We start from the raw sequence: 23347 nt of genomic DNA, 5'->3' as shown, positions 1-23347 counted from the left end.
CATGCGTCGCACTCTGTACGGACCCGATCACGAGGCGTTTCGCGAATCGGCTCGCGAATTCGTCAACCGGAACATCCTTCCGGTCGCAGAGAAGCTGATCGATCAGCGCTTCATCGACCGCGAGATTTGGCTCGAAGCGGGACGCAACGGCTTCCTCGGTCTCGAGGTCCCGGAGGCGTACGGCGGAAGCGAAGCCGGTGACTACCGCTTCAATGCGGTGCTGGCAGAAGAACTCTCGCGCGCAAGTGCAGCGGTTGCTTCGAGTTTCGGCATCCACGCCGACGTTGTTGCTCCCTACCTCGTTCAGCTCACCACCGAAGAGCAGAAGCAGCGTTGGCTGCCCAAGTTCTGCACCGGCGAGATGCTGACCGCAATCGGCATGACCGAGCCCTCCGGCGGATCCGACCTCGCCTCGCTCAAGACCACGGCGGTCAAGGACGGCGACGACTGGATCATCAACGGCTCCAAGACCTTCATCACCAACGGCTACAACGCCGACCTCGTGATCGTGGCAGCACGAACGAGCCCGGAGAAGAAGTCCAAGGGCATCACCCTCTTTGCCGTCGAAACCGGCATGGACGGTTTCGAGCGCGGACGCAAGCTCGACAAGGTCGGCCAGCACGAGTCCGATACTGCTGAACTGTTCTTCGAGAACGTTCGCGTGCCGTCCGCCAACATCATCGGCGAGATCGACCGCGGCTTCATCCACATGATGGAAATGCTGCCGCAGGAACGCGTCGGCGCTGCAGTGTCCAACATTGCGCACGCTGCTCCGATCCTCGAAGAGACGCTGCAATATGCCAAGGACCGCAAGGCTTTCGGTCAGCCCATCGGCTCGCTGCAGTGGAACAAATTCCTGCTCGCCGATTTGGTGACCCGCGTCGAGGTCACCCAGGCCTACGTCGACAACTGCGTCGCCGCTCATGCGGCCGGCGAGCTGACCGCCATCGACGCAGCCAAGGCAAAGTGGTGGACCGCGCAGGTACAGAACGAGGTCCTCGATCACTGCGTCCAACTGCACGGTGGCTACGGCTATATGACCGAGTACCGGGCTGCTCGCGCCTGGATGGACGCTCGCGTCACCAAGATCTGGGCCGGATCCAACGAAATCATGAAGGAACTCATCGGCCGCGACCTCGGCCTGTAGTTTCGACCGCAAGCGCTATTTCCTCCCGAGCCCTTCGACCACAGGAGCATCACCGCGTATGTCTGTTCTCGACAAGTTCTCTCTGACCGATCGAGTTGTCATCGTGACCGGTGCGTCGTCGGGTCTCGGGGTGGCATTTGCAAAAGCCGCAGCTGAGGCGGGAGCCGACGTCGTGCTGGCAGCCAGGCGCGTCGACAAGCTCGAAGACACCGCCAAGCTCGTGCGTGATGCAGGCCGTGAAGCGTTGTGTGTGGCCACCGACATTGTCGATCCGGCCCAGGCCCAGCACATGGTCGACGCAGCTATGGAGAAGTTCGGTCGCGTGGACGTACTCGTCAACAACGCCGGCGTCGGAACCGCGGTTCCGGCAACCCGTGAAACTCCCGACGAGTTTCGTTCCGTCATCGACATCAATCTCAACGGTTCGTACTGGGCTGCGCAGGCGTGCGGTCGAGTGATGCTGCCGGGCAGTTCCATCATCAATATCTCGAGCATTCTCGGGTTGACCACGGCGGGACTGCCGCAGGCCGCCTACGCAGCCAGCAAAGCCGGCATCGTCGGATTGACCCGCGACCTGGCTCAGCAGTGGGGAATCCGCAAGGGCATCCGTGTCAATGCCATCGCGCCGGGATTCTTCAAGTCGGAAATGACCGACCAATACAACGACGGCTACCTCGAATCGATGGCTCCCCGCTTGATCATGGGTCGAATGGGAGATCCGGAAGAACTCGCGGCAACCATGGTGTGGCTGGCCTCCCCGGCGGGCGGATATGTCACCGGCCAGACCATTGCCGTCGACGGCGGGATCACGATCACCTGACGTCGATGACGGGAGGTCATCCCGTTTGCCGTATAAGTAGCAGGTGACTTCAAACGCCGACCCCTCGGAGAACTGGGAAGACCGTCCGCCGCCGTCCATGGCTGCAACGGAGCTTTTACGTGACCTCCCGGTGACGGCACGCGGGGTCCGGACCAGGGCTTCTCTGGTTGCGGCAGCCCGGACGGTGTTCGAGCGAGCGGGGTACCTCGACGCCCGGTTGACTGACATCACGAAGGAAGCGAACTGCTCCACGGGCACGTTCTACACGTACTTCGACAACAAAGAGCAGATCTTTGCCGCTGTCCTCGAAGTCGCGCAGGAAGACATGCTGCATCCCGGCATGGGTCGCGTACGCGACGCGGACAACCCTTACGCTGTGCTCGAGTCGAGCAACCGCGCGTACCTGACGGCCTTCCAACGCAATGCCAAATTGATGGGTCTGCTCGAGCAGGTGGCACAGATCGATCCGGCCTTCGCGAAACTACGACGCGATCGTGGTGCAACCTTCATCACGCGCAATGCAAAAGCCATCGAGCGGTTGCAGACGGAAGGGAAGGCCGACACGTCGCTGGATCCGTTGTTGGCGTCGCGAGCACTCTCGTCGATGGTGAGTCGCTTCGCCTACAGCGTGTTCGTGTCTGAGGAACCGGGCTCAGACGGCAAGCCGGTGCCCTTCGAAGAAGTGGTCAAGACCGCTACCCAGATTTGGGCCAACGCGCTCCGATTGCAGCGGTAGCATCGGCTCAGCGGGTTCCGCGTGCGAACTCCGCTTCGAGATTCTGGCGCAGAGTTTCCTCACTGTTGCGGACTGCGTTCTCGATGAACGGCCCGACCACGAGGCCTAGGGCTTTGCCCGTCAGGCCGTCGGGCAGCTTGTAGGCAAAATCGACCGCCAACTCGGTTTTGGTGTCGTCTACCCGCGTGAATTCCCAGGTAGACGAATTGGCGACATCTCCCAGTGACGAGAGTGTGATGATGCGGTCTTTCTCCCACTCGGTGATTTCGAGCTTCGAGCGCACGGTGCTCGGACCAATTTGGATTGCGGCGTCGAATGTTGCGCCCAGACCTTGATCGAACTCGCCGTCGGGGTAGAACTCGGAGACGCCGTACATCCAGTTCACGACATTCCGGTAGTCGTCTATGTAGGCAAACGCGACGTCAACGGGTACGGCGGCAACCGCGGAATGGCGAACGTGGATCATGACTGGTCCCTTGTTTATCGGTGGACATCGACTGTAACCAATGACGGTGACATGTTCGGTGTCGGCGCAAGTGGATCTACGGTAACGGTTATGACAAACGAGCCTGCTATGCCCGAATCCTGGCGACACTACGAAGACCTGGGTCTGTCCAAGCCTCTCGCGGCGGCACTGGAAGCGTTTGTCGAGCAGGGGTACCACGGGGCCTCGATTCGGGACATCGCAGCGCGAGCGGGGCTCTCGGTGCCAGGTCTGTACCACCACTATCCGTCGAAGCAGGCCTTGCTCGTCGGCTTGACCACGGTGGTGATGGGCGAGTTGCTCGAACGCAGTCGTGCCGCCGAGATCGAAGCCGGTCCAGATCCGTCGGACCGCTTCGACGCGGTGATCGAATCACTGTTGCGGTTCCACATGTTTCGACGGGAGCAGTCGTTCATCGCGTCTTCAGAGCTTCGGAGTATGGAACCGGAGGGGCGGGCAAGCTACATCGCTCAACGTGACGAACAGCAGAAGCAGGTCGATCGGATCATTCTCGACGGAGTTCGAGCGGGTGAATTCGACGCCGAGTATCCAGTGGACGCGAGTCGGGCCGTCGTGACGATGTGTGTGGCGGTGGCGCAGTGGTATCGGCCGGATGGTGAATTGTCGCCGGAGGAGTTGGTGGAGCGGTATTTGGGGATTGCGAGGTGCACGGTGGGGGCGAAGCGGGTGGGGAAGTAGCGGTGGGGGCGAAGCGGGTGGGGATGTGATGTTTGGTTGATGCTGCGGGACTTCGGCGATTACCCGGAGTTCTTCAGCAATTCGAGGGCCGCGTCCCGGCCGACGCCGAAGGGGTCGGTGCCTATACCGATCCCGTCTGCGACGAGGGCACCTTCGTGAAGCAGCATGAGGGACTCGACGAGGCGTTGGTCGGCCTGCCCTTCTGTCGCCAGGATGCGCCGAAAGAGATTCATCATTTCTTGCTTCTGTTCGGCGATAACAGCAAACACCTGATGCGAACGATCACTGAACTCGGCGTGCGCGTTGATCATGCTGCACCCCTTGCCTCCGCTCGCCTTGGACCAGGAGGCGGAAGCATCGAACACCGCACTCACCTGTTCGGCGCGAGTGTCTCCGGCTGATGCCAGCTTCTTGTCGCGAAAGGCTCGCCACCGCCGATCTCGGTCCTTCAGATATTCCACGACGAGACCGTCCTTCGAGCCGAACCGCTCGTACAGAGTCTTCTTCGTGACCCCGGCGTCCAGTGCGACGGTATCCACACCTACGGCGTGAATCCCCTGTTCGTAGAACAACTTCGACGCCGACTCCAGGATGCGACGCGCTTTCGGAGTCAACTCGGGTACGGATTCCTCTGCCATGGCCAAGAGTATACCGATCTGTATAGTCGAGGTATGAGTAAACAGATCGGTATACCTCGGATCGCGATCCCGAGATCTGCCGTGACGGCTACCTTGTCGGTCTTGTTCGTCGCGTGCTGGAGTTCGGGATTCATCGGAGCCAAACTCGGCGCGGGCAGCGCCGAGATCCCCACGGTGCTGATGTGGCGGTTCCTCCCGCTCGCCGCAGTACTCGTCCCGATTGTCTGGTTGTCCGCCCGGCGTCAGAACATGATGCCGACCCCGCGGACTCTCGGCAGGCAGGTGGTGATCGGGATGCTCTCCCAGAGCTGCTACCTGTTGTCTGTGTACTGGGCAATCGAGCTCGGCGTGAACACCGGAACCACTGCGCTGATCGACGGTATTCAGCCGCTGGTGGCAGCGGCGCTGCTCGGCCCGGTCCTCGGTGTCGCAGTCCCGCGCACACAGTGGGTCGGGTTGGTGATCGGGCTGGGCGGCGTCGCGTTGGTCACCGCCGCCGACGCCGGAGCCGGTACAGCGGCGCCGTGGTGGTCGTACGCGATCCCGTTCCTGGGGATGCTCTGCCTCGTCGCATCCACCTTCGTCGAACAACGTGCTCCCACGTCCACGCCGCCACTGCAGGCTCTGGCTATCCACTGCTCAACCAGCGCAATAGTTTTCACGGCTCTAGCGGTCGCTTCCGGAAATGCCGTACCGCCGAGTGTCAACACATTCTGGATCGCATTGCTCTGGTTGATCGTGCTGTCCACCTTCGGTGGTTACGGCCTGTACTGGTTGTTGCTCCGTCGGGTCGGCATTACGTCCGTCAATACGTTGATGTTCTTGATCGCTCCCGTCACCGGGGTCTGGGGTGCGCTGATGTTCGGGGAATCCGTCACTCCGTACACCGCGCTCGGCTTGGCGGTGGGCATCCTCGCCGTCGTCGTGGTCACCCGGGTGGGCAATCGCCCGAAGGAGCGGGACGAGGGCGAAGATGCCTGTCCGGTCAGGGCCCCGATCACGTCGCGCTGATGAAGCCCGATCGTGATGTGAACCGCTCGCGGAGCGCGGTGAGTTGCTCTGCGGTGAGCTTGAGTCCGTTGATTGCGTAGTCCTCGACGGTGCCGAAGAGTGTGCGCATCTCGTCGAGGGCGGCGTCGAAGTAGCTGTCACGGACGCCGAGGAGGGGCCGGAGCAGTTCGGCGTCGACGCCTTTGCTTGCGGCGAAGTCGAGTATCGGTTCGGTCATGGGTGCCAGGTCGGTGTTCGTCTGCAGGTAGTCGGCGCGTACATCGGCTTCGTCGGCGCCGAGTAGGAGCAGGAAGGAGGTTGCGGCCCATCCGGTGCGATCCTTGCCGGTGGTGCAGTGGAAAAGTGCTGCCCCGGTGCGTTTTTCGTGGATGAGGTCGAGGTAGAACGTGCGGTAGGCGTCGAGCGCGGATGGCAGGCTGACGAAGTTGCGGTTCGCTTCCTCCATCTGCGCGATCCCACGCCCGCCACTGATCGTCTCGGCGTACGCGGCCGGGTCCGTCATGAGTAGTCCGGTGGCTGCGGCGTTCTGGGCATTGTCGGCGAGTACGTCGAGCCAGACCGTCCGTGTCGAGTCGGGGAGATTGTCGAGTGCGCCGTCGCGCTCGGCGGCGGTCCTCAGGTCGTACACAGTCCGAATGTCCAAGCGGGCGACCGCGGCAACGTCGTCGCCGTCGAGTTTCGCGAGCGTCGCCGAACGGTAGAGCGCGCCCGGACGGACGGTGCCACCTGCAACGGCAATGCCGCCGAGGTCGCGGAAGTTCGGGGCGGTCTTCAGGAGAACGCGACGATCGAGCGGGTGAGTTGGCATGGCTGACTCCTTTGGGTTCGGGCGGTGACGGCCTAGCCCGCGGGATCGGGCGTGATTCCGCGACGGAGACTGCGAACCGTCAGATCCAACGCTTGCAGTCGGGTGCCTGCGCCACGGTTGACGTAGTCCATGGATGTGTAGAGCAGCGACCACAGCAGGTTCTGTACCCAGTCCGAACTCATGTCGGGATCGATGGAACCGTCGGAGTGTCCACGTTCGATGGCGTCGCTGACTCCGCTGTCGTTGGATGCGGATTCGGCAAAGGAATCTTCTTGATACACACCGGGTGTGAAGAACAGGACCGTCAGAAGGTCGGCCAGTTCGAAGTACTCGTGGCACAGGCGAACCAGTGCTTCGGCACCGGTGCCATCGCCGAGTCTCGCCGCTGCGCCAGCTTTGTCGACGGCGTGGGTGGCCTCTGACGCGACGGCCTCGACCAGGTCTGACCGTTCGGGAAAGTAGCGGTGCAGGGTAGTCCGGCCGACTTTTGCGGCCGATGCGATTTCGCTGAGCGTCGCGGCGGGTTTGGATGCGAACACTGAAATGGCGGCATCGAGGATTGCCTTGCGAGTGCGCTCGCGGGTCGCGCTTTGTTCTGGTGCGCTGTGGATCGTTGTCACGAATTCGAAGCGTAGCCGTGTCCGGTTTCGGTATCCAGTCTTTCCGTATCGGAATTCCCTTGCCCTTTTTGGAACATTCGTGTTCCATAAATTCATGCTCGAATCTGACGCTCGCAAACCCACGCCGAAATGGAGCAATCTCCGCGTTCTTGCCGAGTTCGCTCGCCCTCACCTGCCGTCGCTCCTGCTCGGGTTGGTCTTGGCCCTGTGTGGCTCCGCGGCGACGCTGGCGACGCCGATGGTCACCAAGTGGGTTCTCGATACGCTCGACACCGGCGCTTCGCTGCAAGGGCCGATCCTGACACTGATCGTCCTTCTCGTGGTGGGTGCAGTGCTCGGCTGCGCTCAATGGATCGTGCTCGGCACTGCCGCCGAGAAGGTCGTGTTCGACGCCAGGTCCTCGCTGGTCCGGCGGTTCCTGGCCGCGACCGTGCCCTCGTTGCAATCGCGGTCGGTGGGAGAGTTGGTCACCCGAGTCACGTCGGACACCTTGCTGTTGCGCGAGGCCGCGTCGTCAGCCGCGGTGAACATTCTCAATGCCGCCGCCCTGACCATCGGAACGATTGTCCTGATGGGTGTTCTCGATCTGCCGTTGCTGGGCGTGACCATGGTGGCAATCGTGTTCGCCTCCATCCTCTTTGCCGTTCTGATGCCCCGGATTTCCGCAGCGGAGGCCAGAACCCAGGAATCGCTCGGCAAGCTCGGTGGAGTTCTCGAAGGTGGTTTGCGAGCAATCCGGACGGTCAAGGTGTCACTCGCGGAGGACCGAGTCGGCGCTCTCGTGACGAACAATGCGGCCGATGCAAAAAAGCATGCAGTCACAGCGGTTCGAGTATCCGCGACCGCATGGACTGTCGCGTGGACCGCCATTCAAGGGTCGATCATTGCCATCTTGGGGTTCGGTGCCTGGCGCGTCGCCGACGGTGAAATGGCAGTCTCCACACTCATCGCTTTTCTGCTCTACGCCTTCACGCTGATGGGTCCGGTCTCGGAGCTTGCGCAGAACGTCACCTCTGTTCAGTCGGGAATCGCGGCAGCCATCAGGATTCGAGAGATGCAGTCGATGCCTACGGAGACGCATGACGTCGCCTTGGGAGTTGTCCAGAAAACCGACCCGGTCGCGCCGTTGATCGAATTGCGCAACGTCACGGTCAGCTACCACGGGTCGACCGAGCCCGCGCTGAGCGACGTCTCGCTGGTCATCCCGCAGCGGGGACATATGGCGATCGTCGGACCGTCGGGTGCAGGAAAGACCACGTTGCTCTCGACCGTGCTGCGATTTGTCGAACCAGGAGCCGGTGAGGTTCTTCTGCACGGAGTCGGATACAACGCGCTCGATCACCGAGCAGTGCGCGAAAGCCTGGCGTATGTCGAGCAGGAGACGCCGGTGGTACCGGGAACGATCCGAGAGAACGTGGTCTTCAGTCATCCCGACGCGACCGATGACGAGGTGCAGGCAGTACTACGTCTGCTCCGGCTCGACGACGCGATCGAGGCCCTGCCGAACGGACTCGACACCGCTCTGACCGCCACGTCGCTGTCCGGCGGCCAACGTCAGCGGATCGCGATGGCACGTGCAGTTCTGCGGCCGAGTGCGTTGCTCCTGCTCGACGAAGCCACTGCCCAGGTCGACACGCTCACCGAGGCTGCGATAGTCGATGCGATCAACGAGCGTGCGCGCACCGGGGCTGTGGTGACGATCGCTCATCGACTCTCGACCGTGCGCGACGCCGACTGGATCGTGGTCATGGAAGCCGGCCGGATTCGCAACATCGGCAACCACGACGAGCTCATGAACAAGGACGACCTGTACCGGGACATGGTGGTTGCCGGTCGCCTTGATCATTCGGAGGCATTGCTCGAAGATTGTTGACCCGGTGAGTCGGCATGTGCGAGAGTGCTGGTACCGAACGATCGCTCGGTCGGTCTTACTTGGAGGTGGATGGTGGCAATCGATCTGACGTATGCGCCGGAGGTGACCGCGCTGATCGAGAAGACGCGCGCCTTCACTCGGGATGTCGTTCTCCCGATCGAGGACAAGCATGGCGGCGACATTGCCGTTGCAGGCGGCGACGCAACTCGTATCGAGATGCAGACCGCGGCAAAGGCGGCAGGCGTCTTCGCTCCCCATGCGCCGATCGAATACGGCGGGCACGGGCTCAACATGAGTGATCGTGCGCCGGTATTCGAGGAGGCCGGCTACTCACTGTTCGGTCCGACCGCACTGAACATCGCCGCCCCGGACGAGGGCAACGTCCATATGCTGGCCCACGTGGCAAACGCGGCGCAGAAGGAACAGTTCCTCGCGCCGCTCGCCCGCGGCGACCAGCGTTCGGCTTTTGCGATGACAGAACCAGCGCCCGGTGCCGGATCCGATCCGTCGGCCCTCAACACCCGCGCCGAGAAGGCCCCGGGCGGCTGGAAGATCAACGGCAAGAAGTGGTTCATCACCGGCGCTGACGGCGCAGGCTTCTTCATCATCATGGCGCGCACGTCGGGTGAACCCGGCCAACGTGGCGGTGCCACAATGTTTCTCGCGCCGGCAGAGTCCCCGGGATTGATCGTCGGTCGTCATATCGGAACCCTCGACAAGTCCATGATCGGTGGCCACTGCGAGGTCACTTTCGAAGATCTCTTTGTCCCCGACGAGGCTGTTCTGGGCGAGGTCGACCAGGGCTTCGCCTACGCACAGGTACGTCTCGGCCCTGCCCGCATGACACACGTGATGCGCTGGCTGGGCGCCGCGCGTCGGGGGCACGACATCGCCGTGGCCCGGGTGGCGGAGCGTGAAGGATTCGGTTCCAAGCTCGGTGACCTCGGGATGATCCAGAAGATGATCGCGGACAACGAAATCGACATCGCGGCCACTCGCGCGCTGCTGGTTCAGGCGTGCTGGGAGCTCGATCAGGGTGGCCATGCAAGCAACTCCACGTCGATCGCAAAAACGTATGCAGCGGAGGCGATCTTCCGCATCGTCGATCGGTCCATCCAGATGTGCGGTGGTATCGGTGTGTCCGACGACTTGCCTCTCGCACGCCTGTCCCGCGAGGTCCGCCCGTTCCGCGTGTACGACGGACCGTCCGAGGTTCATCGGTGGGCAATCGCGAAGCGCGTTGTGGGCGCGGCACGTCGAGCTGCTCGAGACGGTGCGTGATGACTGAGTTTCCCGGTCTCGACCTGGTTGCCCTGCGGAAGTACCTGCTCGACTCGGACGTAGCGGTCAGCGGCGATCTGCGTGCGAAACTGATCTCCGGTGGCAAGTCCAACCTCACCTACGGGATCTACGACGACGCATCGAGTTGGATTGTGCGCCGCCCTCCGACTGCGGGATTGACGCCGTCGGCGCATGACGTGGCGCGCGAATTCCGCATCACGTCGGCACTGCAGAACACTGCGGTGCCGGTGGCTCCCACCGTCGCCCTGTGTGAGGACGCGTCGGTGATGGGTGCGACGTTCACGGTCGTCGAGTTCATCGAAGGTCAGGTGATCCGGACGAAGTCGGAACTGGATGCTCTTCCGGCAGAACAGGTCACGGTCTGCGTCGATGAATTGGTGCGTGTACTTGCGGCGCTGCACGATGTCGACTACAAGGCCGTCGGCCTCGGAGAATTGGGGCGTCCCGACGGGTACGTCGCGCGGCAGGTGAAATTGTGGGCCGGTCAGTGGTCGCGGGTGAAGGTCGAGGATTCTGCGGACGTCGACCGCTTGGCTTCTGCGCTCTCGGAGCTGATTCCGGAGAATTCCGAGTCGTCGATCGTTCACGGTGACTACCGGATCGACAACACGATCCTCGCTGCCGACGATGTCACGAAGGTTGCGGCAGTAGTGGACTGGGAATTGTCCACTCTCGGTGACCCTTTGGCCGATATCGCCATGATGTGCGTGTATCGCCATTCCGCGTTGGACCTGGTTCTCGGGGAGCCGGCAGCCTGGACCAGTTCGTCATTGCCGTCTGTTGTCGATCTGGCCCAAAGCTATTCGCGCGTCTCGGGTCGGGATCTCGGCAACTGGAACTTCTACATGGCACTTGGATTCTTCAAGCTGGCCGTTGTCGCCCAGGGGATCGATCATCGTTTCCGGGCCGGCGCGACAGTCGGTGGTGGTTTCGAGAGTGCGGGAACGGCTGTACCCGAACTGATCTCGGCGGGACTGAACGCGTTGAACGGGAAGTTCGCGTGAGTGCGTCGGCGCTCGTCACAGGCGCGTCCAAAGGCATCGGGCTGGGCATTGCGACGCGTCTCGCGACGCTCGGATACGGATTGACCATCACGGCGCGAGACAGTGAGAAACTCGACGCAGTTGCCGAGGAACTGCGCCGCGCCGGTTCGCCCGACGTTCTGGTGTTGGCCGGTGATATGGCGGACGAGAAATTTTCGGCGGAATTGGTTGCCGCCCACGGTGATCGATTCGGTTCGATGCGTGCACTCATTCTCAACGCTGGTGTGGGAACCAGTGGGCGGATCGCGGACTACCCCATGAAGCGCTTCGACAAGACGCTCGCAGTGAATCTGCGGACGCCGTTGGCGCTGCTTCAGGCGTCGTTGCCGTTCCTGCGCCTGGCAGCGGATGCACATCCGAGTGGCGGAGCAAAGGTTGTTGCGCTGGCATCAATTGCCGGGGTGTACGCCGAAAGCGGTTTGGGTGTTTACGGTGCGACCAAAGCGGCGTTGATCTCGATGATCGAGGCGCTCAACGCCGAAGAATCGGGAAACGGCATCAGCGGCACGGCAATTGCTCCGGGATACGTCGACACCGACATGTCGGCGTGGACGCACGATCGGATTACGCCGGAATCGATGATCAAAGTCGACGACATCGTCGAACTGGTCGACGGGTTGCTACGTTTGTCCGCCAGGGCAGTGGTCCCCAAGATCGTGATGACCCGAGCCGGGACCGAAGGCTACGGGGCCTGATCAACCCGGCCGATTCTCGCCACGCTTGCGGAAGAAGTGGAACCCGGGAACACCGACGATCGCCTGTTTCAGGTCTTTGACGACCCCCAGGAGTTCGTGGACTTCGGGGGAAACCGAGTCCAAGGTGGCGAGAATCGGCAGGACGGCAGTGACCCGCTCGGTGAGTTCCGGGAGCTTGTCGATCAGCGTGATGGCGGCAGTGACTTCGGATTCGCTGAGATCATCCGCAAACCTGGCAGCTAACGGAGCCAGTTGAACTGCGATGGGTTCGTACAGTTCGAGAAGTTGCTGTGCGATGTCAGATGTTTGCTCGACGGCTTCGATCAACGTCTCGGCGCGAACAGTGACGGAAGCTGCGCCGACTACGACGCGGTCTGCGTTCTCGGCTATCTGGCTGATTCGCGCAACCAGTCTCTCGACGCTCACCAACAGCGCCTCGAGGCGGGCAGGGAGCGTGAGCGCGAAAGCGACCGTCGACAGCGACCAGTGCACCACATCGCTGACGGAGTGGACCAGGCTGGAACGTCCCGGCAAAACTAGAGCCATCACTCGATACTGCCTGATAATGGTCGGAAGTGCAGGCATTTCTCACATTCCTGTGAGTCGGGGCGTCTTCGAGATATGAGTAGCTCAGGCGCTGGCGTTCCCACATCGTGGCCGTCGCTACTCGATACCTGGAAGGATCGAGACATGGCGGATAACCGTACCCACACAGTGATCGAGTCGCCGATCGGGCCGTTGACACTGGTCGCGACGGCAAACGGGTTGTGCGGTCTCTACATGGCAGAGCATCGGCACAAGCCGAACGAGTCGACTTTCGGGGAGAGTTCACCCGCGAATTTCGGTGCTGTCCGGGAACAGTTGGACGAGTATTTTTCCGGAGAGCGAACCGAGTTCTCGTTGCCGTTGGATCCGTCGGGCACGGAGTTTCAGCAACGAGTGTGGGATGCGCTGCGGACAATTCCCTACGGGCAGACGTGGTCCTATATGGACCTCGCGCAAACCCTTGGCAACCCTCTGGCGATTCGTGCTGTCGCGGCGGCAAACGGTAAGAATCCGATCAGCATCATCGTGCCGTGCCATCGCGTGGTCGGTAGTGACGGGAGCCTGACGGGCTTTGCGGGCGGTCTCGACCGCAAGCGCTTTCTGCTCGAGCAGGAGTCCGGCGGAATCTCGGACGTGCTGTTCTGATGGAACGAACTCACATATCTCGTGATGCGAGCGTTTACCGATCGTGGCACTGAAACCATTCGAGAACGTCGTGACAGAGCACGGAGCGGTGGTGCTTCGGGTGTGCCGCGCTGTGGTCGGTCCGGTCGACGCGGAGGACGCGTGGTCCGAGACCTTCCTGGCGGCAATGCGTGCCTATCCGGACCTGGATCCCGGCGCGAATGTCGAGGCATGGCTCGTGACCATTGCGCACCGCAAAGCCATCGACATCGTGCGAGTACGAGGGCGCGTCGCGGTTCCTACCGACGACCTTCCGGAATTGCCGACGCGTATCGGCCTTCCGGGAACCTGGAATCACGAACTCTGGGATGCACTCGAACAACTGCCGTTCAAGCAGCGAGCGTCGGTGGCGTACCACTTCCTGGGCGGGCTGCCGTACGCGGAGATCGCCGAGATTCTGGGCAGTACTCCGTCCGCCGCGAGGAAGGCCGGCTCCGACGGTATTGCGTCCCTGCGAAAAACATACTTAACCAACACCGTTCCGGAAGGGAGCCGATCATGACTACCGAAGCTGATGTGTTCGGCGCACTCCCCGCGTCCGACCCGGAAGCGCTGGCGCGACTGCACTCACGGCTGGCTGATGCCGCTGCGGCGGCGCAGTTGATCGATGTTGCCTATCGGATCGTTGATTCGCCGATCGGGAAATTGCTCCTCGCTGCAACGGACGTCGGATTGGTGCGGGTGGCGTTTGCCGTCGAGGGGCACGACGTCGTGCTTGGACGGCTGGCCGATACTGTCAGTCCGCGTGTCCTGCATCATCCGCGCAGGCTCGACGCCGTTGCCCGGGAGCTGGACGAGTACTTTGCCGGCGGCCGAAGGGAATTCGACCTGGATTTGGATTTTCAGCTGGCAAAGGGATTTCGGCGTGAAGTGCTGCGTCACCTTCCGGAGATCGAATACGGCCACACCGCAAGCTATTCGACGGTCGCCGCGGCGTCGGGTAGTCCGCGTGCAGTGCGGGCGGTGGGCACGGCGTGTGCGAAGAATCCATTGCCGTTGGTGGTGCCATGTCACAGAGTTGTCCGAAGTGACGGAAGCCTGGGCCAGTACGCGGGCGGCCCGGAGCTCAAGGCCGTACTGCTGGACCTGGAATCGCGGCAATGAACAAGGCTGCGACGCTGACTCTTCCGTTCACGCCGCCGTATGCGACGGAGCCGTTGATCGGCGCGTTGAAGGCCCATGCGGTAGCCGGATTGGAACGTCACGACGACGGGGTTCATGTGCGCGTCGTGACGTTGCCGACCGGTCCCGTGATCGTGTCGGTGTCATGGCACGACGATTGTGTGTCGGTGAGCGCGGACAGGGACACGGACGCCGCTCAGCTCGAGTCGGTTGTACGGCGGTGGCTCGATCTCGACGGCGATCATCGTGTGTGGGAGGCGGTGCTGGCCTCGGACAAGACGCTGGCTCCGCTGATCTCGGCCCGGCCAGGTTTACGTGTGCTCGGTAGCGTCGACGGTTTCGAGACTGCGGTGCTGACTGTTCTGGGGCAGCAGGTTTCGCTGGGGGCGGCGCGAACATTTGGTGGACGGTTTGTCGGAGCGTTCGGTCTACCCGTGAATCACGAGTTCTCGGCCTTCCCATCGGCGGAGTCTGTAGCGGCCAGTTCTCCGGAGGCGATACAGAAAGCTGTCGGATTGACCAGTGCGCGTGCACGAACGGTGCACACCTTGGCGATTGCCGCTGCCGAGTATCTTGATCTCGGCTGGGATGCCGACCGAGTGCGATTTCGTGCTGATCTTCTAGCTCTGCCAGGAATCGGGCCGTGGACTGCCGACTATCTGACCGTGAGGATCCTCGGAGATCGGGACGCGTTTGTGCCGGATGATCTGGTTCTCAAACGCGCGTTGGGTGTGTCGTCCGGCAAGGAAGCTGCGGCATTGTCGGAGCAATGGCGACCGTGGCGCGCTTACGCGTTGTTTCATCTGTGGACGAAAGAAGCTTTTCTCTAGTCAGTCTTTCGAGGTCGCCAGGCTGGATGGCCACCAGATTTTCTTGCCGATGTCATGGGACAGAGCGGGAACCAGGACGCTGCGCACTATGATCGTGTCCAGCAGCACGCCGAACGCAACGGCAAAACCGATCTCGGCCAAGAAGACCAGTGGAAGAATTCCCAGGACGGCAAACGTTGCCGCCAACACGATCCCGGCCGAAGTGATGACGCCGCCGGTGACGGCAAGTCCGCGCAATACACCTGCGCGAGTGCCGAATTCACCCGTTTCCTCGCGAACACGGGTCATCAGGAAGATGTTGTAGTCGATGCCCAGCGCTACGAGGAAGACAAACGCGTAGAGCGGGAACGACTGGTCTGCGCCTGCAAAACCAAAGACGTGAGTGAAGAAGAAGCCGCTGACGCCCAAGGTGGCTGCAAACGAAAGGACCACCGTTGCAATCAGAATTACGGGAATGACCAGCGCGCGAAGCAGTAGCGCAAGAACAACGAAGATAACCGCAAGCACGATGGGGATGATGAGATTGCGGTCGCGCACAGACGCTGCTTGAACGTCGAGTGTGGTTGCGGTGCTGCCGCCCACAAGAGCGTCGGCGCCTGGAACTGCGTGTACAGCGGTCCGGAGACGCTTGATCGTCTCGAGTGCCTGTGGCGAGTCGTATGAATCGACAAGCATCGCGTTGATCATGGTGCGACCGTTGATCGGCGGGGCAGTGAAGCCTGGTGGGGCACAGCCGGCGGCCGCTGCCTGGGCGACGGCCGCTGGATTGGTCTTGATCAATTCGCTGACCTTCGCCACGTCGACTTGCGTGCATACGGACCCGGCGTCCTGGGATATACCCTCGACAGCGCTTGCCGCCTTGATGACCGCATCGGACTGATCCGCGTTCGCAGTGATGACGGCCGGGGCACCGGCTCCCGGGTCGAACGCGGAATCGTAGAGTTCTTGCCCGACAACGGCGTCCGGAGTGTTGGTGAAGTTCTGGGCCGCGGTCAGCCCATCGGTTTTCAGGCTTCCGATTCCGGCCGCGAACAACACGATGAGCAGGATCGACGCGCCGATCCACAACGAGCGATCCTTATTGCCGACAGTTGTCGCGATCTTGCCCCACATGCCGTGCGTCGCAAGATCTGCGGCGTGATCGACGCGTGGAGTTCGGGGCCAGAACACCCAGCGGCCGACCACCGCCAGTGCAACCGGCATGAACGTCATCATCACCAGATACGTGCAGGCAATCCCGATCGCGGCCACCGGGCCGAGGCTCTTGTTGGAGTTCAACTGCGAGAAGGTCAGGCAGAGCAGTCCGAGAACGACAGTGACAGCCGATGCTGTGATCGCGGGCGCTGATTCACGCCACGCCCGGATCATCGCGTCGAATCGATTGGGGTAGCTGTGAAGTTCTTCGCGGTAACGCGAAATGAGCAGCAGCGCATAGTCGGTGCCCGCACCGATCACGAGTACGAACAAGATTCCTTGAGATTGACCGGTCAAGGTCAGGATCTCGGCCTTCGCGAGGAAGTAGATCACCATCGACGACAAGCCGATTGCCAGGAGCGCCGAGAACAGCGGGAAGAACCACAGCACCGGCGATCTGTAGACCACTAGAAGAATCAGGATGACAACGAGTAAGGCGGCGCCGAGGAGCGCACTGTCCAAGCCGGCAAAAGCGTCGATGAAGGCCACCAGGAGCCCGCCAGGACCTGCCGGTAGTACTTCCATGTCGCCGGCAGCCTGCTCGGCCGCGTCGAGGACTTTCTGTTCGGTTGCCGCCAGCTCCTCACCGGACACCGCGGCGCCGTCGTCCTTGGCGATCAGCGGAACGAAAATGGATGCAATGGTGCCGTCGGCGGAGAATTGAGTTGGCTGCATCCCGTCGGCATCGACGCCGGGTACTCGGGAAATGGCTTGACGTGCAGATTCGACAGCAGCTTTGTCCGCATCGGTCAGCGCGGAATCCCGATGGAATACGACAAACCCAGGAATGGTCTCCACCGGAAGGAATTTCGCGGATTCATTTGCGACGACGGTGGACTCCGCAGAACTCGGAAGATACGACGAGTTGTCGTTCTTCTGAACCTCTGCGAGTTTGCTCTGGAACGAACCGCCGAAACCGCCCGCGACAAAGGCGAAGATCGCCAATGCGATCACCGTGAAGATAGGCAGGCGAAAGGCTCTGATCGCTCTGCCGTCGTTCTTTTCCGCGTCAGTGGAATCCAGTTTGGTCATCGTTCTCCTGGGGGCGCATGAGGCCGTCACCGATAAAACAACATTTTCAGTAGAACACGCGAGCAAGCCGGGTGGAACTACCGCAATTGGGGTACCCGCTGATGCGAGGAACACAACTTTCACGCGCAGGAGGTACAGCGACCCGGTTGTCGAAGCCGATATGAGTCACCACTTCTACCGATCGGTTGGAGAGATTTATGTCAACCACCGAAATGCTCGAACTCGAGCGCACCATCGACCATCTCCGTCACTGTGTCGGTTCGCTGCGGTCCTTGTACGGTGACGTACCGCAGGTCCGCCGGTTGGTCAATGATCTGGAGCGGCTCGAGATCGACTCCGGCGATCTGGACGCATCGCCGCCGCACCTGACCCATCACGAACAGGCTGAACGAATCCCCGTGCCCGACACACCGTACGACGCGTCGATGTGGCAGGGCGCCGATGACGAGGGTATCGGCGGCCACCCGACCGAGCACGACGGATGAGTGCACCACCGATCGATTCGAGTGGGGTCGGTGCTTCTTCGCGTGCTCGCATTGCGGCACGCACGCTGAGAACGGACCGGTGGTGGCGAGCGCCGCTACTGACCGTACTGGGATTGTCCGTCTTCCTGGTCTACGCGACGATCCGGTCGTTCGTCCGCAGCGCGTACTGGGTCGCGGACTATCACTACCTGACACCGTTTTACTCTCCGTGCCTGAGCGACTCGTGTGCGCCGGGTTCCAGCGATTTCGGCACACCGATCGGTGAATTGCCGATGTGGATTCCGCTCGGGTTCCTGGTGCTGCCGTTCCTTCTGGGATTCCGGCTGACCTGCTACTACTATCGCAAGGCCTATTACCGGTCTGTGTGGCTGTCGCCCCCTGCCTGTGCGGTCGCAGAACCACATCGCGCGTACTCGGGTGAAACACGACTTCCGCTGATCATCCAGAACTCGCATCGGTACTTCTTCTATGTCGCGGTTGTTGTGTCGATCATCAATACCTACGACGCGATTCGGGCTTTCCACGGAGCAGACGGTGGCTTCGGGATGGGTCTCGGCACGCTGATCCTCGTCGGCAACGTGTGCTTGCTGTGGGCCTACACGGTGTCGTGCCATTCGTGTCGTCACGTCACGGGTGGACGGCTCACCCATTTTTCGAAACATCCGATCCGCTACTGGTTGTGGACGCAGGTGAGCAAACTCAACACGCGGCACATGCAGCTGGCGTGGACCACGCTCGGCACGCTCATGATCACCGATTTCTACATCATGCTCGTGGCCAGCGGCACGATCGACGACCTACGTCTGATCAATTGACCACCCAATTCTTCAGGGAGAGTGAATGACCGAAGTCGAACGGCACACCTACGACGTCGTGGTGATCGGAGCCGGCGGAGCCGGACTACGCGCGGTGATCGAGGCCAGAGAGCAAGGACTCTCTGTTGCCGTGGTCTGTAAGTCGCTGTTCGGCAAGGCTCACACCGTCATGGCGGAGGGTGGGTGCGCTGCCGCGATGGGCAACGCCAACGAGAAGGACACCTGGCAGACGCATTTCCAGGACACGATGCGCGGTGGGAAGTTCCTCAACAACTGGCGGATGGCGGAGCTGCACGCGCGTGAGGCGCCGGATCGAGTGTGGGAACTCGAAACCTATGGCGCACTGTTCGATCGGACGCCGGACGGGCGAATCAGTCAACGCAACTTCGGTGGTCACACGTATCCGCGGCTCGCTCACGTCGGTGACCGAACAGGTCTCGAGATCATTCGGACGATGCAGCAGAAGATTGTCTCGCTTCAGCAGGAAGACTTCGCGGCCACCGGAGACTACGAGGCACGCGTCAAGATATTTGCGGAATGCACCATCTCGGAACTGACGAAGGACGGCGACCGTATTTCCGGTGCCTTCGGATACTGGCGTGAGAGTGGACGGTGCGTGCTGTTCGAAGCACCGGCCGTGGTGATGGCTACCGGCGGAATTGGCAAGTCGTTCAAGGTCACATCCAATTCGTGGGAGTACACCGGGGACGGACACGCGCTGGCACTTCGCGCGGGCGCCAACTTGATCAACATGGAGTTCGTTCAGTTTCACCCGACAGGCATGGTGTGGCCGCCGAGCGTCAAAGGCATTCTCGTGACGGAGGGAGTGCGCGGCGACGGTGGGGTGCTCAAGAACTCCGAGGGCGACCGCTTCATGTTTTCCTACATTCCACCGGTGTTCAAGGGCCAGTACGCCGAGACGGCAGAAGAAGCCGATCGGTGGTACGAGGATCAGGAGAACAACAGGCGCACCCCCGATCTGCTACCCCGCGACGAGGTGGCTCGCGCCATCAACACCGAGGTGAAGGAGGGACGTGAAACCCCGCATGGCGGTGTGTACCTGGATATCGCGTCCCGGATGCCGGCCGAGGAAATCAAGCGCCGGTTGCCGTCGATGTATCACCAGTTCAAGGAACTCGCGGACGTCGACATCACAAAAGAGCAAATGGAAGTTGGTCCGACCTGCCACTACGTGATGGGCGGGATCGAGGTCGACCCAGACTCCGGTTCGTCGAACGTACCGGGGTTGTTCGCGGCGGGGGAGTGCTCCGGCGGAATGCACGGGTCCAACCGGCTGGGCGGAAATTCGCTGTCGGATTTGCTCGTGTTCGGTAGACGAGCCGGCCTCGGCGCCGCGACTTATGTGAAGTCGCTGCCTGCTCGGCCCGTCGTGGCGGACGGCGACGTGGATGCCGCGTCACGGATGTTGCTCTCGCCGTTCGAACCTCAGGGTGACGCCGGTGCCCTCGAGAACCCGTACACCCTGCACACCGAACTGCAGCAGACGATGAACGACTTGGTCGGCATCATCCGCACCGCTGAGGAAGTCGACCGCGCGCTGCGCACGCTCGACGACATCAAACGACGGATCGATTCGGTTGTGGTGGAGGGGCATCGGCAGTTCAATCCGGGATGGCATCTGGCTGTGGATCTGCGAAACATGGTGCTGGTCAGCGAATGTGTCGCGAAAGCCGCGCTGCTGCGCACCGAGAGCCGGGGCGGACATACTCGGGACGATCACCCGGCGATGGCTGCGCAGTGGCGCAACACCCTGCTGGTGTGCGCTGTGGATGCAGCGGTCGCCGGGCGAGCGGATGTCGTTGTTCCCGACGTGCAGGTCACCTCCGAGCCGCAATCGCCGATGCGACCGGACCTTTTGGCGCTCTTCGACATCGACGAGTTGGCGAAGTACTACACGGACGCCGAACTTGCCGGCCATCCGGGAAGGAAAACCTGACATGGGCTACGACGCGAGTTTCCGGGTGTGGCGCGGCGATGCCGATGGTGGTGAGCTGCGGGACTATTCGGTTCCGGTGAACGAGGGGGAGGTGGTGCTCGACATCATTCACCGGTTGCAGGCCACGCAGACTCCGGATCTCGCGGTGCGGTGGAACTGCAAGGCGGGCAAGTGTGGATCGTGCTCAGCGGAGATCAACGGGCGTCCGCGGCTGCTGTGTATGACGCGGATGTCGACTTTTGCGGAGGACGAAGTGGTGACTGTGACTCCGATGCGCGCATTCCCGGTCATCCGTGATCTGGTCACCGATGTCTCGTTCAATTACCGGAAGGCACGCGAGATCCCGTCGTTCACACCGCCGCCCGGCTTGGCTCCCGGTGAGTACCGAATGCAGCAGATCGACGTCGCCCGCTCGCAGGAGTTCCGCAAGTGCATCGAATGCTTCCTGTGTCAGAACACTTGTCACGTCGTGCGCGATCACGAGGACAACAAGGAGGCGTTTTCCGGCCCCCGCTTCTTCATTCGGATCGCCGAACTCGAAATGCACCCTCTCGATACAGCAGACCGTCGGGACGCCGCGCAAGACCAGTCCGGACTCGGTCTGTGCAACATCACCAAATGCTGTACCGAGGTGTGCCCGGAGGACATCAAGATCACCGACAACGCAATCATCCCGATGAAGGAACGAGTCGTGGATCGGCGTTATGATCCGCTGGTCTGGCTGGGCAACAAGATCTTCCGTCGAGGTGAAACCTGATTCGGGTCAGGAAATTCCTCGGGAGATCGCGCGACTGGCCGCCTGCAGTGCCGGGACGAGGGGAGCGCTGCCGGTGTCGAGTGGAACGACAACAGATAATGCCGCGACAACGTCGCGAGAGCGGCGAATGGGCGACGCTATCGCCAGCGTGCCGAGATTGAGGTACTGGCGAGCTATGACGATGTCGGTGCGGCGGATCTCGGCCAGCAGAGAACGAAGCGTAGGTTCCTCGGTGATCGTGAACGGCGTCAGCGCCCGCAATCCGGCCGCGACAACATCGTCGAAGACGCCATGGGGAGCATGAGCCAGAAGCACCAGCCCACCGCTGGACGCGTGCAGCGGCAATCGTCCACCAGCCCGGCCGACAAGACCGACGGCGTCGTGGCTCGACAACCGCTCCAGGTAGACAGCCTCGAGGTGATCGCGGACAACCAGTTGTACGTTCTGCCCGGTGATTTCGTGCAAGTCCTCCATGAACGGCATTGCTACGGAACGTAAACCGTGTGCTCGGGGTGCGCGGGACCCGATCTCCCAGACCCGAAGTCCGATCTGAAATCGGCCGTCGTCGCCACGTTCGAGGGCTCCGAGCCTGGTGAGTTCTCGGCAGATGCGAAAGACCGTCGGCACGGGCAGTTCGGAACCCAGTGCAAGTTCGGTGATTGTCTGGCGGGGGTGCTGCGGAGTGAACAGATCGAGCAGGACCATAGCTCGTTCCAGCATTCCCGGCGGAGTAGCGACTTCTTTCACTCAATGAAAACTACCTTGTTGACCGCCCTCATGTCCCGCGACCATCCAATCAGTGAAAAGTTGTTCTCTACCGAGGAGAGTTCTATGAGTCTGCCGCCCATTCGCACCCAGGTCGGTATCGTCGGGGCCGGTCCGGCCGGTCTGATGCTCTCCCATCTTCTTCATCTTCAGGGGATCGATTCCGTTGTCCTGGAATGCCGTACCCGCGAAGACGTCGAAGGAACGATCCGGGCGGGAATTCTCGAGCAGAACACCGTGGATTTGATGATCGCAACCGGCGTGGGTGATCGGTTACTCGCGGAAGGTCATCGCCACACCGGTACCCAGATCAGGTTCGCCGGTGAGGGGCGTCGCGTCGACTTCGAAGGGCTCACGGGTCGGGCTGTCACTGTGTACCCGCAGCATGAGGTGCTCATCGATCTGATTGCGCGCAGGCTGGCAGACAGCGGCGACATTCGCTTCGGCGTCAGTGACGTCGAGGTCCACGAGCACACTGGCGATCGCCCGTTCATCACGTTTGTCGACTCCGACGGTCAGGCGCAGCGGCTGGACTCCGAACTTGTTGCGGGATGCGATGGTTCGCGAACCGGGACGCGCCACCTCATTCCGGAGCCCGAGGTACGCACCGACTACTTCCGCCAGTACCCGTTCGTCTGGTTCGGCATTCTTGCCGAGGCCCCCCGAACGTCGGACGAACTCATCTACGCCCACAGCCCGCGGGGATTTTCACTCTGCAGCACACGATCCGAGACTGTGCAGCGGCACTACCTACAGGTTTCGGTCGACGACACTGTCGACGACTGGTCGGACGATCGAATCTGGGACGAGTTGCACCGACGCGTGGACGGACCTGGCGTCGAGGTCAAGGAGGGTGCCATCTTCTCGAAGAGCATCCTGCCGTTCCGTAGCTTTGTGTGTGAACCCATGCAATCCGGCCGCTTGTTCCTGGCCGGGGACGCCGCGCACACTGTCCCACCGACCGGCGCCAAGGGCATGAACCTCGCGCTGGCAGACGTGTGGGTTCTGGCCGACGCCATGGTCGGTTTCTTTACCGCTGGGGATCGACAAGCCCTCGACGGTTACTCCTCGGCTGTGTTGCCGAGGGTGTGGCGTGCTCAGCATTTCTCGTGGTGGATGTCGACGATGCTGCATACAGCGCCCGACGCGTCGCCGTTCGACATCAAACGGCAGGAAGCTGAACTCGACGTCGTGACCAGCTCCCAAGCAGGGCTGACCTTGATTGCCGAGAACTACACCGGCCTGCCGCTGCCCCAACTGGTTCACGCAGTGTCCTGACGCTCT

Annotated in this window: 25 protein-coding genes; 18 read left to right on the top strand and 7 right to left on the bottom strand. The window is 61.8% G+C overall.

Annotated elements, in window-relative coordinates:
- Position 1 precedes the first annotated feature (1 nt).
- The 3 genes from EEB13_RS27900 to EEB13_RS27890 all read left to right on the top strand — a co-directional run bounded on the left by EEB13_RS27900 (position 2) and on the right by EEB13_RS27890 (position 2703).
- On the top strand, positions 2-1147 hold the full coding sequence (locus EEB13_RS27900) for an acyl-CoA dehydrogenase family protein (protein ID WP_092804239.1): 1146 nt from the start codon (positions 2-4) through the stop codon (positions 1145-1147).
- Between the two features lie 58 nt (positions 1148-1205).
- Positions 1206-1967 (top strand): SDR family NAD(P)-dependent oxidoreductase, encoded by a 762-nt coding sequence (locus EEB13_RS27895; RefSeq protein ID WP_141486749.1) that lies wholly within the window; start codon positions 1206-1208, stop codon positions 1965-1967.
- A gap of 97 nt (positions 1968-2064) precedes the next feature.
- Complete coding sequence (locus tag EEB13_RS27890) at positions 2065-2703, top strand: TetR/AcrR family transcriptional regulator (RefSeq protein WP_095887255.1); 639 nt, start codon at positions 2065-2067, stop codon at positions 2701-2703.
- Between the two features lie 7 nt (positions 2704-2710).
- Here EEB13_RS27890 and EEB13_RS27885 read toward each other — a convergent pair whose 3' ends face one another.
- A complete protein-coding gene (locus EEB13_RS27885; protein WP_141486748.1) occupies positions 2711-3169 on the bottom strand; it encodes an SRPBCC family protein in 459 nt (152 codons plus the stop codon).
- Positions 3170-3259: 90 nt separating this feature from the next.
- Between EEB13_RS27885 and EEB13_RS27880 the strand changes: the two genes are divergently transcribed.
- Entirely contained in the window at positions 3260-3886 is a 627-nt protein-coding gene (locus EEB13_RS27880; RefSeq protein ID WP_095888028.1) for a TetR/AcrR family transcriptional regulator, read from the top strand.
- A 59-nt stretch (positions 3887-3945) separates the two neighbouring features.
- On the opposite strand, the gene EEB13_RS27875 is transcribed toward EEB13_RS27880, so the two are convergent.
- Positions 3946-4524: a TetR/AcrR family transcriptional regulator gene (locus EEB13_RS27875; protein ID WP_141486747.1), complete on the bottom strand. Its 579-nt coding sequence runs from the start codon at positions 4522-4524 to the stop codon at positions 3946-3948.
- Between the two features lie 33 nt (positions 4525-4557).
- On the opposite strand from EEB13_RS27875, the gene EEB13_RS27870 reads away from it, so the two are divergent.
- Positions 4558-5535 carry a DMT family transporter gene (locus tag EEB13_RS27870; protein WP_261984662.1) on the top strand — a complete coding sequence of 326 codons (978 nt, stop codon included), beginning with the start codon at positions 4558-4560 and terminating at the stop codon, positions 5533-5535.
- On the opposite strand, the gene EEB13_RS27865 is transcribed toward EEB13_RS27870, so the two are convergent.
- Positions 5522-6343 (bottom strand): tyrosine-protein phosphatase, encoded by an 822-nt coding sequence (locus EEB13_RS27865; protein ID WP_141486746.1) that lies wholly within the window; start codon positions 6341-6343, stop codon positions 5522-5524. The two genes, EEB13_RS27870 and EEB13_RS27865, sit on opposite strands and share 14 nt — an antisense overlap.
- Positions 6344-6375: 32 nt before the next feature.
- The gene (locus tag EEB13_RS27860) at positions 6376-6963 is read right to left on the bottom strand and encodes a TetR/AcrR family transcriptional regulator (RefSeq protein ID WP_033233415.1); all 588 of its coding nucleotides are present in this window, start codon (positions 6961-6963) and stop codon (positions 6376-6378) included.
- Positions 6964-7057: 94 nt separating this feature from the next.
- Here EEB13_RS27860 and EEB13_RS27855 point away from each other — a divergent pair, with 94 nt between their 5' ends.
- The 4 genes from EEB13_RS27855 to EEB13_RS27840 all read left to right on the top strand — a co-directional run bounded on the left by EEB13_RS27855 (position 7058) and on the right by EEB13_RS27840 (position 11876).
- Entirely contained in the window at positions 7058-8836 is a 1779-nt protein-coding gene (locus tag EEB13_RS27855; RefSeq protein ID WP_187328637.1) for an ABC transporter ATP-binding protein, read from the top strand.
- A gap of 72 nt (positions 8837-8908) precedes the next feature.
- A complete protein-coding gene (locus tag EEB13_RS27850) occupies positions 8909-10117 on the top strand; it encodes an acyl-CoA dehydrogenase family protein (RefSeq protein ID WP_116102781.1) in 1209 nt (402 codons plus the stop codon).
- Complete coding sequence (locus tag EEB13_RS27845; protein WP_141486745.1) at positions 10117-11142, top strand: phosphotransferase family protein; 1026 nt, start codon at positions 10117-10119, stop codon at positions 11140-11142. The genes EEB13_RS27850 and EEB13_RS27845 overlap by 1 nt, the downstream gene beginning before the upstream one ends.
- The gene (locus EEB13_RS27840; protein ID WP_045065085.1) at positions 11139-11876 is read left to right on the top strand and encodes an SDR family NAD(P)-dependent oxidoreductase; all 738 of its coding nucleotides are present in this window, start codon (positions 11139-11141) and stop codon (positions 11874-11876) included. The genes EEB13_RS27845 and EEB13_RS27840 overlap by 4 nt, the downstream gene beginning before the upstream one ends.
- Here EEB13_RS27840 and EEB13_RS27835 read toward each other — a convergent pair whose 3' ends face one another.
- Positions 11877-12422, bottom strand: a complete 546-nt coding sequence (locus tag EEB13_RS27835) for a hypothetical protein (RefSeq protein WP_033233835.1) — start codon at positions 12420-12422, stop codon at positions 11877-11879.
- A 144-nt stretch (positions 12423-12566) separates the two neighbouring features.
- On the opposite strand from EEB13_RS27835, the gene EEB13_RS27830 reads away from it, so the two are divergent.
- The 4 genes from EEB13_RS27830 to EEB13_RS27815 are packed head-to-tail and all read left to right on the top strand — an operon-like array spanning position 12567 to position 15058.
- Positions 12567-13067: a methylated-DNA--[protein]-cysteine S-methyltransferase gene (locus tag EEB13_RS27830; protein WP_045065083.1), complete on the top strand. Its 501-nt coding sequence runs from the start codon at positions 12567-12569 to the stop codon at positions 13065-13067.
- Positions 13068-13110: 43 nt separating this feature from the next.
- A complete protein-coding gene (locus EEB13_RS27825; protein ID WP_095887252.1) occupies positions 13111-13608 on the top strand; it encodes an RNA polymerase sigma factor in 498 nt (165 codons plus the stop codon).
- Entirely contained in the window at positions 13605-14210 is a 606-nt protein-coding gene (locus EEB13_RS27820; RefSeq protein ID WP_141486744.1) for a methylated-DNA--[protein]-cysteine S-methyltransferase, read from the top strand. Before EEB13_RS27825 ends, EEB13_RS27820 begins: the two co-directional genes overlap by 4 nt.
- Positions 14207-15058, top strand: coding sequence for a DNA-3-methyladenine glycosylase family protein (locus EEB13_RS27815; RefSeq protein WP_141486743.1), 852 nt, complete (start codon positions 14207-14209; stop codon positions 15056-15058). Before EEB13_RS27820 ends, EEB13_RS27815 begins: the two co-directional genes overlap by 4 nt.
- On the opposite strand, the gene EEB13_RS27810 is transcribed toward EEB13_RS27815, so the two are convergent.
- Entirely contained in the window at positions 15059-17284 is a 2226-nt protein-coding gene (locus tag EEB13_RS27810; protein WP_141486742.1) for an MMPL family transporter, read from the bottom strand.
- Between the two features lie 197 nt (positions 17285-17481).
- Here EEB13_RS27810 and EEB13_RS27805 point away from each other — a divergent pair, with 197 nt between their 5' ends.
- From EEB13_RS27805 to EEB13_RS27790, 4 genes are read left to right on the top strand one after another with little or no spacing between them, the layout of a single operon-like run.
- Positions 17482-17769 carry a hypothetical protein gene (locus tag EEB13_RS27805; protein WP_033233405.1) on the top strand — a complete coding sequence of 96 codons (288 nt, stop codon included), beginning with the start codon at positions 17482-17484 and terminating at the stop codon, positions 17767-17769.
- Positions 17766-18584, top strand: a complete 819-nt coding sequence (locus EEB13_RS27800) for a hypothetical protein (RefSeq protein WP_033233404.1) — start codon at positions 17766-17768, stop codon at positions 18582-18584. Before EEB13_RS27805 ends, EEB13_RS27800 begins: the two co-directional genes overlap by 4 nt.
- A gap of 25 nt (positions 18585-18609) precedes the next feature.
- Positions 18610-20541: a fumarate reductase/succinate dehydrogenase flavoprotein subunit gene (locus EEB13_RS27795; RefSeq protein ID WP_095887248.1), complete on the top strand. Its 1932-nt coding sequence runs from the start codon at positions 18610-18612 to the stop codon at positions 20539-20541.
- Position 20542: 1 nt separating this feature from the next.
- Complete coding sequence (locus EEB13_RS27790) at positions 20543-21298, top strand: succinate dehydrogenase/fumarate reductase iron-sulfur subunit (protein WP_033233402.1); 756 nt, start codon at positions 20543-20545, stop codon at positions 21296-21298.
- 6 nt (positions 21299-21304) lie between these two features.
- Here EEB13_RS27790 and EEB13_RS27785 read toward each other — a convergent pair whose 3' ends face one another.
- On the bottom strand, positions 21305-22018 hold the full coding sequence (locus EEB13_RS27785; protein ID WP_033233401.1) for an IclR family transcriptional regulator: 714 nt from the start codon (positions 22016-22018) through the stop codon (positions 21305-21307).
- A gap of 111 nt (positions 22019-22129) precedes the next feature.
- On the opposite strand from EEB13_RS27785, the gene EEB13_RS27780 reads away from it, so the two are divergent.
- On the top strand, positions 22130-23341 hold the full coding sequence (locus tag EEB13_RS27780; RefSeq protein ID WP_141486741.1) for a 4-hydroxybenzoate 3-monooxygenase: 1212 nt from the start codon (positions 22130-22132) through the stop codon (positions 23339-23341).
- The last annotated feature ends 6 nt before the right edge of the window (positions 23342-23347 follow it).

Origin of the sequence: Rhodococcus sp. WS3 (genome assembly GCF_003797085.1) — a bacterium.
In the GTDB taxonomy this organism is placed as follows: Bacteria; Actinomycetota; Actinomycetes; order Mycobacteriales; family Mycobacteriaceae; genus Rhodococcus_F; species Rhodococcus_F globerula.
This window is presented reverse-complemented; position numbering and strand designations above follow the sequence as displayed.